The sequence below is a fragment of the Streptomyces sp. NPDC097619 genome (assembly GCF_040302735.1).
In the GTDB taxonomy this organism is placed as follows: Bacteria; Actinomycetota; Actinomycetes; order Streptomycetales; family Streptomycetaceae; genus Streptomyces.
Genome location: NZ_JBEOSD010000060.1, coordinates 1 through 17,289, shown reverse-complemented (window position 1 = coordinate 17,289; position 17,289 = coordinate 1). Strand labels below are relative to the sequence as shown.

Annotated in this window: 16 protein-coding genes; 7 read left to right on the top strand and 9 right to left on the bottom strand. The window is 74.6% G+C overall.

Going from position 1 to position 17,289, the window contains the following annotated elements; genetic code table 11:
- Nucleotides 1-38: 38 nt before the first annotated feature.
- Nucleotides 39-293, bottom strand: coding sequence for a DUF6332 family protein (locus ABTZ17_RS18260; protein WP_352196663.1), 255 nt, complete (start codon nt 291-293; stop codon nt 39-41).
- 294 nt (nt 294-587) lie between these two features.
- Here ABTZ17_RS18260 and ABTZ17_RS18255 point away from each other — a divergent pair, with 294 nt between their 5' ends.
- Nucleotides 588-2,144 (top strand): FAD-binding oxidoreductase, encoded by a 1,557-nt coding sequence (locus tag ABTZ17_RS18255; RefSeq protein WP_352196662.1) that lies wholly within the window; start codon nt 588-590, stop codon nt 2,142-2,144.
- Between the two features lie 91 nt (nt 2,145-2,235).
- Here the strand turns inward: ABTZ17_RS18255 and ABTZ17_RS18250 are convergent, their stop codons facing one another.
- A complete protein-coding gene (locus ABTZ17_RS18250) occupies nt 2,236-2,463 on the bottom strand; it encodes a helix-turn-helix domain-containing protein (protein ID WP_352196661.1) in 228 nt (75 codons plus the stop codon).
- Nucleotides 2,463-3,047, bottom strand: a complete 585-nt coding sequence (locus ABTZ17_RS18245) for a DUF2975 domain-containing protein (protein ID WP_352196660.1) — start codon at nt 3,045-3,047, stop codon at nt 2,463-2,465. Before ABTZ17_RS18245 ends, ABTZ17_RS18250 begins: the two co-directional genes overlap by 1 nt.
- A gap of 295 nt (nt 3,048-3,342) precedes the next feature.
- Here ABTZ17_RS18245 and ABTZ17_RS18240 point away from each other — a divergent pair, with 295 nt between their 5' ends.
- Nucleotides 3,343-4,140 carry a class E sortase gene (locus tag ABTZ17_RS18240; protein WP_352196659.1) on the top strand — a complete coding sequence of 266 codons (798 nt, stop codon included), beginning with the start codon at nt 3,343-3,345 and terminating at the stop codon, nt 4,138-4,140.
- A 75-nt stretch (nt 4,141-4,215) separates the two neighbouring features.
- Here ABTZ17_RS18240 and ABTZ17_RS18235 read toward each other — a convergent pair whose 3' ends face one another.
- Complete coding sequence (locus ABTZ17_RS18235) at nt 4,216-4,710, bottom strand: hypothetical protein (protein ID WP_352196658.1); 495 nt, start codon at nt 4,708-4,710, stop codon at nt 4,216-4,218.
- A gap of 152 nt (nt 4,711-4,862) precedes the next feature.
- Entirely contained in the window at nt 4,863-5,270 is a 408-nt protein-coding gene (locus tag ABTZ17_RS18230) for a RidA family protein (RefSeq protein ID WP_352196657.1), read from the bottom strand.
- A 112-nt stretch (nt 5,271-5,382) separates the two neighbouring features.
- Between ABTZ17_RS18230 and ABTZ17_RS18225 the strand changes: the two genes are divergently transcribed.
- Nucleotides 5,383-5,796, top strand: a complete 414-nt coding sequence (locus tag ABTZ17_RS18225; protein ID WP_352196656.1) for a winged helix-turn-helix transcriptional regulator — start codon at nt 5,383-5,385, stop codon at nt 5,794-5,796.
- A 54-nt stretch (nt 5,797-5,850) separates the two neighbouring features.
- On the opposite strand, the gene ABTZ17_RS18220 is transcribed toward ABTZ17_RS18225, so the two are convergent.
- Complete coding sequence (locus tag ABTZ17_RS18220; RefSeq protein WP_352196655.1) at nt 5,851-7,374, bottom strand: MFS transporter; 1,524 nt, start codon at nt 7,372-7,374, stop codon at nt 5,851-5,853.
- A 515-nt stretch (nt 7,375-7,889) separates the two neighbouring features.
- Between ABTZ17_RS18220 and ABTZ17_RS18215 the strand changes: the two genes are divergently transcribed.
- The gene (locus ABTZ17_RS18215; RefSeq protein ID WP_352196654.1) at nt 7,890-8,813 is read left to right on the top strand and encodes a helix-turn-helix transcriptional regulator; all 924 of its coding nucleotides are present in this window, start codon (nt 7,890-7,892) and stop codon (nt 8,811-8,813) included.
- 312 nt (nt 8,814-9,125) lie between these two features.
- Here ABTZ17_RS18215 and ABTZ17_RS18210 read toward each other — a convergent pair whose 3' ends face one another.
- Complete coding sequence (locus ABTZ17_RS18210) at nt 9,126-9,332, bottom strand: hypothetical protein (RefSeq protein WP_352196653.1); 207 nt, start codon at nt 9,330-9,332, stop codon at nt 9,126-9,128.
- Nucleotides 9,333-9,427: 95 nt separating this feature from the next.
- Nucleotides 9,428-11,821, bottom strand: coding sequence for a M9 family metallopeptidase (locus tag ABTZ17_RS18205; RefSeq protein WP_352196652.1), 2,394 nt, complete (start codon nt 11,819-11,821; stop codon nt 9,428-9,430).
- Nucleotides 11,822-12,533: 712 nt separating this feature from the next.
- On the opposite strand from ABTZ17_RS18205, the gene ABTZ17_RS18200 reads away from it, so the two are divergent.
- Nucleotides 12,534-13,013 carry a ricin-type beta-trefoil lectin domain protein gene (locus ABTZ17_RS18200; protein WP_352196651.1) on the top strand — a complete coding sequence of 160 codons (480 nt, stop codon included), beginning with the start codon at nt 12,534-12,536 and terminating at the stop codon, nt 13,011-13,013.
- Between the two features lie 572 nt (nt 13,014-13,585).
- Here ABTZ17_RS18200 and ABTZ17_RS18195 read toward each other — a convergent pair.
- On the bottom strand, nt 13,586-14,368 hold the full coding sequence (locus ABTZ17_RS18195; RefSeq protein ID WP_352196650.1) for a polysaccharide deacetylase family protein: 783 nt from the start codon (nt 14,366-14,368) through the stop codon (nt 13,586-13,588).
- Nucleotides 14,369-14,850: 482 nt separating this feature from the next.
- On the opposite strand from ABTZ17_RS18195, the gene ABTZ17_RS18190 reads away from it, so the two are divergent.
- On the top strand, nt 14,851-15,555 hold the full coding sequence (locus ABTZ17_RS18190; RefSeq protein WP_352196649.1) for a response regulator transcription factor: 705 nt from the start codon (nt 14,851-14,853) through the stop codon (nt 15,553-15,555).
- Nucleotides 15,548-17,200, top strand: coding sequence for a sensor histidine kinase (locus tag ABTZ17_RS18185; RefSeq protein WP_352196648.1), 1,653 nt, complete (start codon nt 15,548-15,550; stop codon nt 17,198-17,200). Before ABTZ17_RS18190 ends, ABTZ17_RS18185 begins: the two co-directional genes overlap by 8 nt.
- The last annotated feature ends 89 nt before the right edge of the window (nt 17,201-17,289 follow it).

Below are 17,289 nucleotides of genomic sequence, written 5' to 3'. Positions count from 1 at the left end.
GCCGGCGGGGCCCGTCCCGGTATCGGCGGGTGCCCGGATCAGCGGCCCAGGCGGCGTCGGGCGTCGAAGCGCGTCAGCACGCGGACCACCCGCCAGATCCCGGCGACGCCCGCCAGCACGGTGCCCGTGGTGAGGAGCCCGTCCCGGACCCGGCCGGAGGCCCCGGACAGGTGGGCCGTCAGCAGGAACGGGCCGTAGACGAGCGCGGCCAGGAACGCGGCCGTCACCAGGGCGAAGACGATCTCCACCGTCATCGCGTCCTTCTCCACGCGGGATTCCCGCCCCATGTCCATGCCGCCAGTCTCACACGGCGGCCCCCGCCCGGACAGCCTCTCCGGCGGGGCCACCGCGCGCCCCGGCCATCGATGGCCCCGGCCGATCGTCCCTCCTCGCGCACCGCACGTGGCCCCTCCCCTCCAGGGTGCCCACAGGCTGCTCCCTGGAGGGTCCGTGGAGGCCCGCGCCCCGGCCGTCGCACCGTCACCCGCCGGACTTTTACCGGGAGATGCCCCCGGAGGTGGAACCGCCGCTCCTCGAACGCACTCTCTGCTGGCGCAAGCAGCAGCGCATCAGGAAGCGGGGCCGTCATGAAAAGGCGCACCATGCTCACGGCGAGCACCGGCATCGCGGCGGCGGCCGCCTGGACGGCCGTCGGGGACGGGGCCACGGGCAGCGCCGCCTCCCGCACCGGGGCGGCGCGCTCCGGAGCCCCCACCCCCGCCGACTGGACCGCACTCGGCCGGGGGTTGCAGGGCGGACTGGTACGCCCCGGCGACGCCGACTACGCCACCGCCCGGCAGCTCTACAACACCCGCTTCGACGGACAACGCCCCGCCGCCGTCGCCTACATAGCCAACGGCACCGACATCGCCGAGTGCCTTGCCTTCGCCCGCCGACACGGCACCCCCGTCGCCATCCGCAACGGCGGCCACTCCTACACCGGCTGGTCCAGCGGTACGGGCCGGCTGGTCGTCGACGTGTCCGCGCTGAAGTCCGTGCGCACCGTGCCCGGCGGGGCCGTCATCGGCGCCGGCGCCAAGCTCATCGACGTGTACGGCGGACTCGGTGCCCACGGGGTGACCGTCCCCGGCGGCTCCTGCCCCACGGTCGGGATTTCCGGGCTCACCCTCGGTGGCGGACACGGCGTGGTCTCCCGCGCCTACGGGCTCACCTGCGACAGCCTCACCGGGGCCCGCGTCGTCACCGCCGACGGCCGGACCCTCGACGTGTCCAAGGACCGGGAGGCCGAGCTGTTCTGGGCGCTGCGCGGCGCGGGCGGCGGCAACTTCGGCGTCGTCACCGAACTCCGCTTCCGCACCCACAAGGCCGCCGACGGCGTCACCGCCTACCTCACCTGGCCCTGGTCGAAGGCCGCCGCCGTGCTGCGCTCCTGGCAGGAGTGGGGCCCGTCCCAGCCGGACGAGATCTGGTCGGCCCTCCACCTGTCGGCCGCGCCCGGCCGCACCCCGACCGTGTCCGTGGCCTGCTTCTCCCTCGGCACCTACGGGGCGCTCCAGAACGCCGTCGACCGACTCGCCGACCGTGCCGGGGGCCCCGGACCGGCCTCGTCCGTCAGTCTGCGGCGGCGCGGCTACCTCGACACCATGCGGATGTACGCGGGTTGCGCCACGAAGACCACCGACCAGTGCCACCTGCCCGGCAAGACCCCGGGCCGCCGTCCGAACGGCACGCTCCAGCGCGAGACGTACGCGGCGCGCTCGGACTTCTTCGACCGGTCGCTGACCGCCGAGGGCATCCGCACCCTGCTCGGCGAGGTCGAGCGCTACGGCCGTCGGCCGGCGGGCAGCGGCGGTGCCGTCTCCGTCGCGTTCACGGCGCTCGGCGGGGCCGTGAACCGGGTCTCGCCGCAGGCCACGGCCTTCGTGCACCGCCGCTCGCGCGTCCTCGCCCAGTACACCGCCTCCTGGCCCGCCGCCCAGACGGGTGGCCCGCAGGCGGCCTGGCTGGCCGGGGCGCACACGGCCATGCGCCGGCACGCCTCGGGGGCCGCGTACCAGAACTACGCCGACGCCTCCCTGAAGGACTGGCGCTCCGCGTACTACGGCCCGCACGCCGCCCGCCTCGCCCAACTCAAGAAGCGCTACGACCCCACCCGCCTCTTCGACTTCCCCCAGGCCCTCTGAACCGTCAGCGCATCGAGCTGCGGTGCCCGGGCCATCGACCGGCGGCGCCAGGTCGGGGGCCCGGATCAGGCGCCCGTGTCGGGGGCTCGGGTCAGGTGCCCGGGTCGTGGGTGATCAGGTCGCCGGGTTGGCAGTCCAGGACCTCGCAGATCCGCGACAGGGTCGAGAAGCGGATGGCCTTGGCGCGGCCGTTCTTGAGGACGGACAGGTTCACCACGGTGATGCCCACCTGCGCCGACAGCTCCGTGAGGGTCATGCCGCGCTCGGCGAGGACCCGGTCCAGGTGGATGCGGATGGAGTGGACTTCGTCTTCGGGCATCAGATCGTCCCGTCCAGGTCCTCCCGCATCCGCACGCCCTGGCGCATGATCCCGCCCATGACGACGGCGGCGAGACCGGCCAGGAGGAGTTCGGTCGGCCCCGAGAACTCCGGTCCGGAGCCGACGATCGGCGCCATGCTGCCGACCAGCCAGGACTGCGACCAGCCCGCGACCAGCCCGGTGAGGGGGGCGCCGACGGCCACGAACCAGCCGAGTCCGGTGAGCCGTCCGGCCACCTGGTCGGTGAACGGGCCGTGGGCCAGGACCGCGGCGAGGAGCCGGGAGAAGAGCAGCAGGGCCACGGCGGCGAAGAGCGGCCAGGGGAGTTCGACGCCGAGGTCCGCCGCGCGCTGACCGGCGGACGGGGCCTCCTGGCAGAGCCGCACCATGCTGGAGGAGGCCGTCACCCCGGCGTCGACGGGGAGGGCGTCGCCCAGTCGGGCGTTGGCCCAGAATCCCGTCTTCACGCAGATGTCCCCGTCGTCGAAGAGGCGTACCGCCCCGGTGCCGAGGAAGGCGAGCCCGCTGAGGGCGCCGAGTCCGAAGGTGACCGAGGACAGGATCCTCGTCAGTCGTGTGTTCATGCCGTTTCCGTCCCGCCCCGTGCAGCTCGATACGGCTCCGCGCGGCCTCGTACGCAGGCGTACGGCCGGGCGGAGCACGATGTCTCGGATATCGAATATCGATAGGTGGAGCGTAGGTGGCATATCGATAATCGACAAGTCCCGGGTCTCGGGCCGCGGAAGACCGAGCGGCCGGGCGGCGTGGTGCGGTCCGGTGCGGGCGGAGCGCGGTCGTTCCGTGGCGGTGCGTGGGACGAGGGTCCGGGGGTGGAGCCGGCCCTGTACCCGGGGCCGTCCGGCGGTTAGCGTCGAAGGTATGACAGGGACTCGCCGCGCTTCGACCGCCTTCGCCGCCGCCGCGGCGACGGTCGTGGTGGCGCTGGTGGGCTGCTCGGGCGGGGGCGGCGCGGCCGTTGCCGAGCAGCTGTCCGCCGCGGCGCCTACGGGTACGGGTACCGCGCGTGCGACTTCGACCGCGCCGGGCCCTGCCACGGTGATCGCCACGGCCACCCCGGGTCCTGGGTCCCCGGCCGCTCCGCGGCCCGTCGCCGCGGTGCCCGCGCCCGGACCGACGCCCGCGCCTTCGACGCGGGCGGCGCTGACGCGGCCCGCCGTGCTCTCCATCCCCGGGATCGGTCTGGCCGGGCTGCGCGTGGTGCCGTACGAGGGGACGACGGACGACTGGCCGGGGACGCGGATCCAGGACCGGGGCGTGGCCGCCAACCCGTACGGGGAGCGGGGCGGCGCCGGGCCGGGGCAGATCGGCAACTACCTGGTCGCGGCACACCGGCTGTCGGCGGGTGGTCCGCTGCGGGACCTGCCGTCCCTGGCGGTCGGGGAGAGCGTACGGGTCACGGCGGGCGGCACGGTCTACGAGTACCGGATCACCGAGACGCGCAAGACGTCCTTCCGGTCGGAGCGTTCGCTGGCCGAGCAGCGGGCGGCGGTCCCGGGCGAGCCCGGAGCGGAGCCCACCCGGGCCATGATCACGATCTCCACCTGTGCCACCCCCGAGGACAACGCCGCCGGGAACTTCTGGCGGGACGACCGGGGCAACCCCGAGCACCGCATCGACAAGGTCGGCGTCCTCGTCGCCACCCGGCCCGCCGGATAGCTCCCCCGCCTGCCGCCCGCCGGGTCCGGGTGCCGCGATATGGGTGCCGCTCCGGAGACCGGCACCCGTATCGGACTACCTTCCGCGGCCGGCCCCGTTCCGCGAACGCGTCGGGGTCGCCTGGGCGGGGGCGGGGTGCCGGCGTTCCTGCCAGACGGCCTGTCCCGCCCAGGCCGCCGCGCACAGGACGACGGCGGCCGCCCCGGCGGCGAGGATCGGTGCCCCGGGCCGGTAGGCGAGGGCCAGGCGGATGCCGATGACCAGCAGGACGAACCCGACGCGGCCGGGACCGTACACGAGGACCCGGGCCGCGGTGGCCCGGAGCAGCCCGAGTGCCGCCAGACCGGTCACTCCGCCCACGGCGAGCAGCGGCCACGGAGAGCCGGGAGCGGCGGCCGGGATGCCGAAGTCCGGTGCGCCGAGCCGGAACTCCGACAGGAACCAGCCGACGAGCAGGGCGGCCGCGGTGACGCCCAGGACCCAGGCCGCGTGCCGCCACAGGGGTCCGGGACGCAGCTCGCCCTCGTCGTCGGCGTCGGGGAGGTCTTCGGGGTCGGCGAAATCCATCATGATCTACAAGACGTGCCGGAGGCGGAGATGGTTGTACCGCGCGGGCGTCCGCGTGCGAGTCGCCGAGGTCGTCCCCCGGCCCGTCCCTGTTTCCCTCTCCGTCCCCGGTCCCCGGCGGGGTCCCCCGCCCCGGCCGGTCCGTCCCCGGCGGGTCAGTCCAGGACCGCCGTGGCCTCCACCTCGACCAGGTGCTCGGGCACGTCCAGCGCCGCCACTCCGATGAGCGTGGCGGGTGGTACGGGGACGGTGCCCAGCCGCGCCGCCGCCCGGCCGATCCCGTCCATGAGGAGGGGCATCTTCTCGGGGGCCCAGTCGACGGCGTACACGGTCAGCTTCACCACGTCGGCGAAGGAGGCCCCGGCGCCGGCCAGCGCGGTGGCGACGTTCAGGTAGCACTGCTCGACCTGCGCGGCCAGGTCGCCGGGGCCGACGGTGGTGCCCTCGGCGTCCCAGGCCACCTGACCGGCGGTGAAGACCAGGCGGGAGCCGGACGCGACGGCGATCTGACGGTAGGCGTCGACGACGGGCAGTCCGGCGGGGTCCGACAGGGAAACGGGCATGGTCGTTCCTTCCTCCGCACGCGATTCACGTGCTCTCTTGTGGTGACTCGGAAACCGTAGGAGAGTGAGCGGCGACCTGGAAGAACGCACTTTTCGGTGACAGGGGAACCTCATGGTGACCAAGCAGCTCACGGGGGCCGCAGGGTCCGCAGGACCTGAAGGGAGCGCGCCGGACGCGGCAGCGGTGACGCGGGCGGACTCCCTCGCGCGCGAGATCTTCTCCGACATCGCCAACAAGTGGGCGCTGCTCATCATCGAGGCGCTCGGCGGGGGCACCCTCCGGTTCACCGAGCTCCGCGCCGAGGTCGAGGGCATCAGCCACAAGATGCTCACCCAGAACCTGCGCCTGCTGGAGCGCAACGGACTGCTCGTCCGGACCGTGCACCCGACCGTGCCCCCGCGCGTCGAGTACACCCTCACCGAGCCCGGCCACGCCCTGCGGGCCACCGTCGACGCCATGTGCGCCTGGACCCAGCGCTACCTAGGCGAGATCGAATCGGCCCGCGACCGCTTCGACGACGCCTGAGCGGGCCACCGAGCGGCGCGCGAACCGCGCCTGAGCGACACCCGGACGGTGCACTCAGGCCGGGCTCGCGCCCGTCCCCGCAGCCGCACCCGTGCCCGCGCCCCGCTCCTTTCCCCGCGTTCCCCTCGCGCCGGGGTGCCGGCCGAGGCGGGCGACCGCCGGGAGTCCGACCACGAGCAGGACGCCGGCGGCGGCCGCGTACGCGAGCCGGTAGCCCTCGACCGACAGGGCAGCCGCGGAACCCGGACCGGAGCCTGCACCGAGTGCGGCACCCGGGCCCGGTCCGGAGACGGCCTGGCCGATCGCGGCCAGGACGGCCGGTCCCGTCGCGCTGCCGAGTTGCAGGGCCGTGACGGTCACCGCCGAGGCCGTCCCGTGGTCCCCGGGCGCCACCCCGTCCAACCCGGTGGCCACCAGGGCGGGGAAGGCCACGCCCTGCCCGCACCCGCTCACCACCAGCCCCGTCAGGACCGCCGGCCACGACACTCCCCGATCTCCGGGCAGGCACCACACCAGCACCCCGCCGGCGGTGAGCAGCAGCCCGACGGAGAGCAGGATCCGGGCCCCGTACCGGCGCAGCAGCCGCCCCGAGACGAGGGCGGCCGCGGACACCGCCAGGCTCACCGGCAGTACCGCCCACCCCGAGGCGCCCGCCGACAGGCCGCGTACCTCCTGGAGTCGGAGCGGCAGCAGGAACAGGGTCCCGGTGACGCAGAAGTAGAAGGCCACCGCCACGACGGCCGCGATCCGCACGCCGGGCAGCCGCAACAGACCGGGATCCAGCAGCGGGGCCCGGTGCCCACCGCCGCGCACGGGGGAGGCGGTGGGCGCCGGGGCGGTGCTTTCCGGAGCGGCGTCGGCCGTCGCGGGGGACCGGCCGCGGAGCCACCAGAGGCGCCCGCAGGCCGCCGCCGCGGCCATGACCGCCAGAGCGGTCGGCAGCCCTCCGGGGCGGGTGGCCAGGTCCGCGGCCAGGACGGCCAGGACGAGCGCCCCGACCAGGGCCACCGCACCCACCGGCTCCGGACCCCGGCCCGAACCCGCGGTGTCCCCGACCGGCAGGCTGCGCACGGCCGCCGCGGCGGTGCCCACGGCCGCGAGGGCCAGTACGGCGAACACCCAGCGCCAGCCCAGGGCGCCCGTCACGGCCCCGCCGAGCACCAGCCCCGCCCCGTAACACCCTGCCTGTGCCGAGGCGAAGACCCCGAGGGCCCGGGCGCGCCCCCGGCCCTCCGGATACACGGAGGTCAGCAGGGCCGTGGCGGCGGGCATCGTGACGGCCGCCCCCGCACCCTGGAGGACCCGGCCCGCCACCACCGCCCCGAACGCGGGCGCGAGACCGGCGAGCACGCTGCCCGCCGCCACCGCCAGCAGCCCCGCGACCAGCACGCGGCGGCGCCGCAGCCGGTCCGCCATCGCCCCGCCGCACAGCAGCAGCCCGGCGAACGCGAGGGCGTACCCGCCCACCGCCCAGGACAGGTCCCGTGCCGAGGCGCCGAACTCGGCGCCCAACGAGGGCAGGGCGCTGTTCAGCACCGCGACCCCGCCCGCGTCCAGCCCGGCGGCGGCGCTGAGCACGACGAGGGGCGCCCGGGACGGGATCCGGCCCGGCCCCCCGGCCCCTGACGAGGGCGGAGCACCGGGACCGGCCCCACGGGGAGAGGGGGATGGCGACGGCCGGTCACGGAAGCGAGGGGGCATGACAACGGACTCCAGGGGGACGGGGTTCGAGGAGGGAGGGTCGGGAGAAGCGGCCTGCTGACGCCGTGACGCCGTGACGCCGTGACGCCGTGACGCCGGGCCGAATCCCGGCCGCGTTCCGCCAGTCTCGTTCGCCTTCCTCGCGGCCACGAGTCACCGCCGCGGGCACGGACCGTCGGGGGTGGCCCCGGCAGGGCTACCCTCCGTTCCGCGGGACCGCCGATACTCCCTCCATGGCCCCGCCCGTTCCTCCCGCCGCCGCCCTCGGCCCCGTCTCGCCCTCCCGGACCGCCGGTTCCACCGCGCCGATCGGCCGGCCCCGTCCCGCCGGACCGGAGGCCGGTCCCCCCGCCGCCGCCGCGGCCGGACGTGAATCCGGAACCACGGGGCCCGTGTCCGCGTCGGAATCCGATACCTGGACCGGCGCCGGCACCGCGACGAGTACGGGAAGAGGCAGCGGCACCGGTACGTGGACCGGGTCGGGCGAAATCTGCGAGCTCGCGCACTTCCTGAGGTCCCGTCGGGCCCGCCTCACCCCGGAGGCGGCCGGGCTGCCCCGCACGTCCACCCGCAGGCTGAACGGTCTCCGCCGGGCCGAGGTGGCCACCCTCGCGGGCATCAGCCCCGAGTACTACACCCGCCTCGAACAGGGTCGGCAGTGCCGGCCCTCCCCGGCCGTGCTGGACGCCCTCGCGGGTGCGCTCCGCCTCGACGAGGACGCCCGCCGCCACTTGCACCGGCTCGCCACCGCGGCCCCGGGACCGCGCTCCGGCCCCGACGGCGGCCCCGGCCTGCCCGAGCTCCCCGAGGGGACGCGCAGGCTCCTCGCCTCGCTGACGCCCTGGCCCGCGCACGTGGTCACCCCGATGCGCGACGTCATCGCCTGGAACCGGGCCGAAGCCTGGCTGCTCCCCGCCCTCCTGGAGCTGCCGGCCGCCCACCGCAACCACGCCTGGTTCGTCTTCTGCGATCCCCGGGCCCACGCCCTCCTCCCCGACTGGGAGCAGGTGGCCCGGGGCAACGTGCACCGCCTGAGGCACGCCCTCGCGGCCGATCCGCGCAATCCCCGGGGCAACCGGCTGGTCGCCGAACTCATCTCCCGCAGCCGCCGGTTCGCCGAGATCTGGGAGGAACACGACGTGCGCGGACCCGCCGAGGGCCACCACGCGTTCCTGCACGCCGAGGCGGGGCGGCTCGACCTCGACTACACCGCGTACGTGGTGCCCGGCACCCCCGCCCTCGAACTCGTCGTCCTCACCGCACCCGAGGGCTCGCCCACCCACCGGGCCCTCCTGCGGGCCGGGTCCGGCGCGTGAGCAGCCCCCGGCCCGGCTGACCGGATCCGCGAGCTGGAAGGCCCAGCTCAGAGGGCTTGTGAAAGGGGAGCGGAGCCAGTCCCGTCGGCGATCGTGCGGGGCTACCCGGTGCGTACCGCTGGGCTGACCGGCGGTACGGTGCGCGTGCCGTGCGCCGCCGCCCCGGTCCCATCTGATGATCACCTGGCGAACGGATCATCAGAACGGAAGGCCTACCCCGTGCCCCTCGCCCCTTGGCCGGACTCCGCCACCGCCCGACGGCAGTTGGTCACCGGAGCCGTCACGCTCGGGCTCTCTCCCGGGAGGCGTGGCTCAGCTCCCGGGGAGCCGTTGGCCGAGGCGGGACTGGAGGGAACGGGCCGCGCAGCGCAGGCCCTCGTCGTCCCCGTGCTCGGCCACGGCGTCGAGCACGGCGAGGGTCACCAGGGCCTCGGTGTGCGTGAGGAGGGGCAGCCAGGGGGCGGTGTCGTCGGCCATGTCGTCGGCGAGCATGTCGTTGTGCAGGTCGTCCAGAGTCACGTCACAGCAACGCGGCGGACGGCCGGGGGTTACGCGGCGGGGCCGGGGCCGGGGGCGGACTCGCCGCCCCCGGCCGCGCGGGTCGGCCGCGAGCGCTACGTGGCCCGCGCCGTGAGGGTCACGCCGCTGAAGTCCTGCGCGGCGGCCAGGCTGAAGTACACCCAGCCCGCGGGCGGGTCGGTGATCGTCAGGGATTCCCCGTTGCCGGGGCCCGCCGACTTCGCCAGGTGGCTGCCGGGGGAGGCCCAACTGCCGCCGCCGTAGTACAGATCGGCGTTTCCGGTGCCGCCGCCACTGGTGACGGTGAGCTGCTTGACACCCGCCGGCAGGTACACGAAGTGGTAGCTGAGGTTCCCGGCGGTGGCGGCGAGCCCGTCCCGGCGGCAGTTCCCGTCGAACTGACGCGGATCCGGGAGGGTGCACACCGCGGTGGCGGGGAGGGTGGGGGCGTCCGGAAGCGGGCCGCAGTCGGCGGTGGCGCAGGTGGTGGTGAGCCAGCGGGTGAAGTCCGCGTCGTAGCGGGTCCCGATGGTCTGCTTCAGGAAGGTGCGCGCCCCGGCCCAGTCACCCGCGCGGTACGCGCCGAGCACGATCCGCATGTCGGCGGGGTGCTGCTGGAGCATGTAGCGGACCGCGAGCCAGCCCCACCGGTAGACCCGGTTCGAGTTGACCTCCGGGTCCCCGCTCTGGTCGTAGACGGTGTCGAAGAGCTCGCTCAGCCGGTAGGTCTGCTTCCCCGCCTCGGCGATCGCGTCGGCGTTGCGCAGGTCGCGGTAGCCGAAGGAGATGTTCTCCGCGATGCCCTCCACCCACCAGATCGTCGGGGTGGTCATGCCCGCCTCGAAGTCGCCGTGCATCGTGTAGCGGCCGTCGAGGTAGTGGGCGTACTCGTGGTTGAGGTTCCAGATCTCGAACCGGGGGCGCAGCCAGTGGGCCTCGTGGGCGATGAAGCGGGCCTGGTTGCCGGCCGCGGAGGGGTTGCCCTCCTCGTACATGCCTCCGTTGTCCACGTCGATGTCGTAGATGGCCCACGCGTACAGGGAGTAGTGGGTGTAGTCGTCGAACACGACGACTTCCAGGTCGGTGTTGACGTCACCGGGCACGGGGCCTTCGGCGCCCATGATCCGGTGGAAGTAGGCGTCCTGGTTCACCAGGCTGGTGCAGGTGCTCGCCAGTTGACCGGGGGACATGTCCTGGGCGCGGATCTTCAGGGCCGGGTTGCAGGTGTGCTGCGTCGGCAGGATCGCGGGGAGGACCCGCGCACCCAGGTCGCAGATGCCGTACGCGGCGCAGTTGCCCCGGTCGTACTGGCGGGTGGCCCAGCCCAGGTTCATCGTCAGCGGGGCGGTGGGGCCGGTGTGGGGGTAGCGGTTGATGAGGTCCTTGAGCAGCGGTCGGAGTCGCGGCTTCAGCTCGGGGACGTCCAGGGCGTGGCCGAGGTGGCGGCCGACGTTGCTGACCACGTCGAGGCGATTGAGCTGCGCGCCGTTGCGGATGACGAACCCGGCCCAGGTGTCGAGGATCGTCGGATCGGCCTTGAGGGCGGCGCGCCAGCCCCGGCCGTCGTCCTTCGCCTTGAAACCGTTGTCGACGACCCATTCGACGTGCTCCACGGCCAGGTTCATCTGGCCGGGCCACGTGGCGCCGTCGTAGGAGCCGAGGAGCCACTTGACGACTCCGGCGTACCGGCCCGCCGTCTGCGTGCTGTCGATGAGGGTGACGACCTCGTTGAGGATCTCGCCGTTGGCGCCGGTGACGTCCTTGCTGCGGGGGGAGGCGAAGAAGGCGTCGAGTGCGCCGCGGGCGGCGGTGTCCAGGGCGGGGCCGTACGCGCCCACGGCGGCGGCGTTGTTGTCCTGGACGTAGTATCCGGCGCGCAGGAACAGCACCAACTGGCCGGTGGCGGCACGGTTGTCCCCGGTGTAGCCGGCGGCGGACTCGCGGAGCGCGTCGGCCACCGTCACCATCTGCTCTTCGCGGAAGGCCTTCCGGGCGTTCTCACCGGTGAGGCCGAAGAGCGGGTACGTACAGGAGATCCAGGGGAGCGCTTTGAGCTGCCGGACGAGGGCGGCCCCGGTGGAGTTCATGACGCCGGAGAGGTCGGCGCAGGCGTCGGCGGCGGCCGCCGCCGAAAGCCGGGCGTCCTTGCCGGACTTGCCGGTCTTCGGGTCCGTGAGGCGTTCGGCGGTCGGGGCGGGGGCGGGTCCGCTTTCCTCGGTGCCGTCCTGCGCGGAGATCCGGAAGCGGGAGGTGGTCTTGAGCGCGTCGGGGGAGACGGGGACCGGGATGGCGCGGGGGGCGGGAGCCGCCGGCGTCTGGCCGCCGCGTGCCGCGGGTGTCGGGCCCCCCGTGGTCGGGGCTTGCGGAGGGGTGGGCGCGGCCTGCGCGAGGGGTGAGAACAGGCCGAGGGCGAGGACGGAGGCGATGCCGAGTGCGGGCAGTTTGCCGGCTGCGGCCTTGGCTATCCGGAACGGTGGAGTCGGGTGCATCTGCGGTGTTCTCCAGGGCAGTTGAGGCGCCGCACAGGAACCAAGCGGCTGTCATGTGACATGTAAAATTTCACATGGCGCAGTCCGAGGGAAGGGTTCCGGCCAGATTGACGGCGCATCAAGGAAAACGTTGTCATCCGGTGACCGGGAGGCGGGAGGCGGGGGCGAGGCGGATCGGGTGGTGGGGGCGGGCGGCGCCGAGCCCGGATGGTTGCGCCGCCGGGGTGGGCGCCGGGTGTCAGTGGATTCTGCGATTTCCGCGTTCCCGGGAGTGGAGATAAACCGTTTCGGCGTCGCGATCGAGCTGCCGGATTTCGGCTCGATATGAGCCTCGTCGAGACTGGTACATTCGTTTTTCTGCGTTCCGGAACGTTTTTCCGGCGACTCCGCTGCGGGGGCGCAGAGCGGTGTGGGAAACCCTGCCCGACCTGGGGGTAGTTTTCGGCCGAATATCGGCCCCCGGCTCGGAGGGTGGCCGGGTGAAGCCGCTTGGACCTGCGGAAACAATTCTCCGGAGGAGTGGTGCGGATCATCGGATGATCCGGGTACTGCCTGTTTCGGGTGAAGAATCAAGCCCGCTTTCCAGGGTTCTGCGGATCGCTGATATCAATTCCCTGCGGCTCGGTTCAGAGCCGAATTCATCCCCCTCAGTTCTTTCCTCCCGGTCGTGCGCCCCCGTGCGTCGACCCGCGCCGAGAATGGAATCCGCACCATGGGAATGGCCCTCCGCAAGACCCTCGCCCTGGCCGCTCTGACCGTGACCGCCTCCCTGCTGCCCGTCGTCGGAGCGGGTGCGGCGGGTGCCGCCGAGCAGACGGTGCGGGTGCCCGGCCGGTACTGCCTGGCCAACGCCTGGAACACCCCCGACGTGGCGAGCAGGCCGTGCGACACGGCCGACCGCGGCCAGCACTGGATCGTCCGTGGCCAGCAGATCGCCCTCGCCCATGCGCCCGCGTACTGCCTGGCGAACACCTGGAACACCCCCAAGATCTCCACCAAGCCCTGCGACCCCAACGACCAGGGGCAGTACTGGAACCTCTCCGGGCAGCGGCTCTCCCTCGCGTTCGCACCGGCCTACTGCCTCGCCAACGCGTGGGGCACCCCCGACATCGCGACCAAGCCCTGTGACAACGCCGACCGAGGGCAGAACTGGGCCGTCTTCAACGATCAGATCAGCCTCGCCCTCGCCTGAGTCCGCTCCGCCGCGCCCGGGGGCCGACTCCGTCCCGGCCCCGGGCGCACGGGGCACGCCCGCCCCGCCCCGGTCTCGTTCTCCGGACGTTCGGGGCGGGGCGGGCTTCGTTCGGCGTGCTGCGGGGGTCGGGTGCGCGGCGGCACCGTCCCCCGTATGGATCTTCCCGGCACACCTCGTGCACCTCAGCCGGACCCGGCCGCCGCCGACGCGGTCATGGCCGCCCGCGTCGAAGCCCTCGCCGTCGAGGCCGAGGAGCAACTGAGGGACGGGACATGGGGTCCGGGACCCGAGGACGCGGAGCTCGCCCGCCGGGTGGCGAAGGGCTCGCGGCCGCCGTCGGCCCGGCCGGCAGGCAGGAGGGTCGGCCGTCATGGCGCGGCTGGAGCACCTCCGCGAGGCCCTGGCGGTACTCGCCCTCGGCACGGCAAGGCACGGCCCGGACCCACGGACAACCGGCCTGGCTGCCGGACCGGTACGGAACTCGCCCCGGCCCTCGTCGCCCCGCCCCGGACTCCGTGCGCTGACCGACCGGCCGGACCCGTCGGGCCCGACGGGGGAGGACCGTCCGCTCAGGGGTGGTACACCGTGCCGGGGCGGGGTGCGGCGGGGGCGAGGAGCTGGGAGACGGTGACGAAGGTGTAGCCGCGGGCCCGGAGTTCGTCGATGATCCTCGGCACCGCCGGAACGGTCCCGTCGTAGATGTCGTGGAGCAGGATGATGCCGTCGCGGCCGGCCTGGTCGAGTATCCGGTCCCCGATCAGCCGGGTGTCGGTGGTGGCGTAGTCGCTCGCGGTGGCGCTCCACAGCACCTCGGACAGGCCGAGCAGGCGGGTCACCTCGTGCACGGTGTCGTTCGTGCGCCCCTGCGGGGGACGCATCAGCACGGGGGCCTTGCCCGTGATCTGCCGGATCGCGTCCTGGGTGCGGCCCAGTTCCTCGCGCACCCGGTCGGCGGGCAGCTGGTCCAGGCGCTCGTGGGTCCAGGTGTGGTTGCCGATCTCGTGGCCCTCGGCCGCCTCCCGCCGCACCAGCTCCGGATGCTTCAGCACGTGGTTCTCGCCCAGCAGGAAGAAGGTCGCGTGCACCTTCTTCTCCTTCAGGATGTCCAGCAGCCGGGCGGTGTGCGGGCCCGGGCCCGCGTCGAAGGTCAGGGCGATGCACTTGGCCTTCGCGCAGTCCACCGCCGCGTCCCCGCCCGTCCCCTTGCCGTGGGTCCCGTCGCCCTTCCCGGTGCTCGTACCGGAACCGCTCCCGGCCTCCGCCCGGGCCGCCGCGCGCGCCTCCGCCGGGGTGGTGCGGTCCTGGCCGCAGCCGGTCAGCAGGCCACCGGCCGCCGTCAGGCCGAGCAGCACGGCGAGCGCGCCCCGCAGCCGGCGGCCCCCACGACCCGCACGACCCGCACGACCTCCAGGGCCCCGACGGGCCGGGCGGGCGGCGGGCGTCCGGGACCCGGAGGACGGAGACCCGGGGGGCGGGGACGCGGAGGACGGGGAAGCGGGGGACGACGGGCCGGCGGCGCACGGAGCCGCGGACGAGGGGCCGGCGGGGTGCGCCGCCGGGTCCGTGGCGCGGGCCGGGCGGACCGGGGGAAGCGGGGGAAACACGGGAGGGACCTCCGGGCTGCTGACGGGATCGACGGGATCGAGGGGCGGGCGGGCGGCGGGCCGCCGGGCGCCGCCCGGCGCACCCGGGCGGCGGGGAGCGCCTCCGGGTGGCACCGGGCGAGGCGCGGCGCGGCCGATCGGCAGCGTGCGGGAGGGAACCCGAAGAACAGCTCAAGATCCTGAAGATCGCCTTAAGGAATCGGGACAAACCGCATGCGAGGCTTGGACCCGTGAACGGCATCCTGGTCGTCGAGGACGACCCCCAGCTCGGCCCCGCCCTGGTCCGCGGGCTCACCGCCGAGGGCTATCGGGTGGAGCTCGCCGCCGACGGTCGCCGGGGACTGGAGCGCGCCCTCGCCGGCGACCACGCCGTGATCCTGCTCGACGTGATGCTCCCCGGGATCAACGGCTACCGGATCTGCGCCGCCCTGCGAGCCGCCGGCCTGGACACCCCCGTCCTGATGCTCACCGCGAAGGACGGCGAACACGACGAGGCCGAAGGGCTCGACACCGGAGCCGACGACTACCTGGTCAAACCCTTCTCCTCGCTGGTCCTCCTGGCCCGGCTCCGCGCCCTGCTGCGGCGCGGCCGCTCCGGCGCCGGGCCCGACGGAAGCCCCGTCCTGCGCGCCGGGGACCTGTGGCTCGACCCCGTCAGCCGGCGGGCGGGCCGTGCCGGCACCGAACTCGCCCTCACCCCGAAGGAGTTCGCGATCCTGGCCTGCCTGATGCACACCCCCGACCAGCCGGTCTCCAAGGAGACCATCCTCGACGAGGTCTGGGACCCCTCCTACACCGGCGGCACCGCCATCGTGGAGGTGTTCGTCTCCACCCTCCGCAAGAAGGCCGACGCCCCCTTCGGCACCCACAGCATCGAGACGGTCCGCGGCCACGGCTACCGCCTCGGCACCCGCCGCGGGCCCCACGATGGCTGACCCGGCGCACGGCGGGCCCCGCCCTCGCCCCCGCTCCTCGTGGCGCCGACTCCCGCCGGTCGCGCGCCGACTGCCCGCCCCCCTGCGGACCGCGCTCGTCGCCGGACTCGTCGCCCTGCTCCTGGCCGGGGCCGCCGCCTGGTGGTTCCAGCGGTACGCGTACGACGCCGTGTACCGCGAGTCCGTCCAACGGGCGACCGAGCTCTCCCTCCGCCTCGCCGACCGCGCCGCCACCGGCTGGAAGGACGACCCGCCCGGCCCCTCCGACGGCCCCTTCGTCCAGGTCGACCCCACCGGCCGGATCCTCACCGGCGCGGGCGGCGCCCTCGACCTCGCGGACCTGCCGGCCCTGCTGCCCCCGCCACCGCCCGGACCGCCCCCCGGCCGGACCGTGGGACAACCCCTCGACGACACCGTCCGGATCGGCGGCACCGACGAACGCTCCGGCGCCCCCTTCCACCTGCCCGACGGCACCCTCCGCCCCGTCACCGGCGGCTACCCGGACGCCGCCGACCACATCGCGCACACCGAGGCCCACTACCTCGCCCACCGCACCCTCACGGTCGTCGCCACGCCCGTCCGCGCCCCGGCCGGTCACTGCACCGGCTTCGCCGCCGCCGTCGTCACCGAACCCGACGGCACCTGCCGGTCCACCCTCTACGTGCTCGTGCCCCCCTACGTCGCCGCCTACGTGGCCGACACCCTCACCGTTCCCCTCGCCGTCGGCGTGCCGGTCGCCGCCCTGCTCGTCGCCGCCACGGCCTGGGCGGCCGCCCGGCGCACCCTGCGCCCCGTCGAGGCGATCCGACGGGAGGTCGCCGTCATCACCGCCGGCAGCCTCGACCGCCGGGTGCCGGTCCCCGAGGGCCGCGACGCCATCCGCGCCCTCGCCCGCACCACCAACGCCACCCTCGACCGGCTGGAGGACGCCGTCGAACGCCAGGCCCGATTCACCGCCGACGCCGCCCACGAGCTCCGCTCCCCGCTCGCCGCCCTGCGCTACCACCTGGAGACGGCCCTCGACCACCCCGGTGCCGCGGACCCCACCGACACCCTCGCGGAAGCCCTCACCGCCACCCGCCGCCTGCACGCCCTCAGCGACGACCTGCTGCTCCTGGCCCGCCCCGAACCACCCGCCCCCCGCTCCCTGGTGGACCTCACCGGTCTCGCCGCCGAACTCGTCCTCGAATACGCGCACCTGGGCCGGCAGGTCACCCTGGCGGACGCCCCGGCGCAGGCCGCCGTCCGCGGCGACGGCCCCGAACTCCACCGGCTGCTGCGGAACCTCCTCGACAACGCCGTACGCCACGCGCGCACCGCCGTCACCGTCACCGTCACGGTCACGGTGCCCGTCACCGGGTCGGGCTCCGGAGCCGGACCGACCGCCGCCGTGACCGTCCACAACGACGGCACCACGCTCACCCCAGAGGAGTGCGAGACGGTCTTCGCCCGCTTCACCCGCCTCGACGAGGCCCGCGGCCGCGACGCGGGCGGCAGCGGTCTCGGTCTGGCCATCGCCCGCAGCCTCGCCCACCGCCACCGCGGCACCCTGACCGCCCGCCCCGCCGACCCGCCCCCCGGCACCGTCTTCGAACTCCGCCTCCCCGTCGTCACCACGGCGGACGGGACCGCACCTCCGGCCTGACCGGGCGCTGCGGGCCGGACTGGCCGTGGTGCCGCCCCGGTCCCGGCTGGCTGCGCGTGGAGGTCGCCGACGGCAGCGACGAGCTGCCC

Excerpts from the sequence above, each read along its gene's own strand:
- ABTZ17_RS18260 (WP_352196663.1), bottom strand. The coding sequence starts at position 293 with ATGGACATGGGGCGGGAATCCCGCGTGGAGAAGGACGCGATGACGGTG.
- ABTZ17_RS18255 (WP_352196662.1), top strand. The coding sequence starts at position 588 with ATGAAAAGGCGCACCATGCTCACGGCGAGCACCGGCATCGCGGCGGCG.
- ABTZ17_RS18250 (WP_352196661.1), bottom strand. The coding sequence starts at position 2,463 with ATGCCCGAAGACGAAGTCCACTCCATCCGCATCCACCTGGACCGGGTC.
- ABTZ17_RS18245 (WP_352196660.1), bottom strand. The coding sequence starts at position 3,047 with ATGAACACACGACTGACGAGGATCCTGTCCTCGGTCACCTTCGGACTC.
- ABTZ17_RS18240 (WP_352196659.1), top strand. The coding sequence starts at position 3,343 with ATGACAGGGACTCGCCGCGCTTCGACCGCCTTCGCCGCCGCCGCGGCG.
- ABTZ17_RS18235 (WP_352196658.1), bottom strand. The coding sequence starts at position 4,710 with ATGATGGATTTCGCCGACCCCGAAGACCTCCCCGACGCCGACGACGAG.
- ABTZ17_RS18230 (WP_352196657.1), bottom strand. The coding sequence starts at position 5,270 with ATGCCCGTTTCCCTGTCGGACCCCGCCGGACTGCCCGTCGTCGACGCC.
- ABTZ17_RS18225 (WP_352196656.1), top strand. The coding sequence starts at position 5,383 with ATGGTGACCAAGCAGCTCACGGGGGCCGCAGGGTCCGCAGGACCTGAA.
- ABTZ17_RS18205 (WP_352196652.1), bottom strand. The coding sequence starts at position 11,821 with ATGCACCCGACTCCACCGTTCCGGATAGCCAAGGCCGCAGCCGGCAAA.
- ABTZ17_RS18200 (WP_352196651.1), top strand. The coding sequence starts at position 12,534 with ATGGGAATGGCCCTCCGCAAGACCCTCGCCCTGGCCGCTCTGACCGTG.
- ABTZ17_RS18185 (WP_352196648.1), top strand. The coding sequence starts at position 15,548 with ATGGCTGACCCGGCGCACGGCGGGCCCCGCCCTCGCCCCCGCTCCTCG.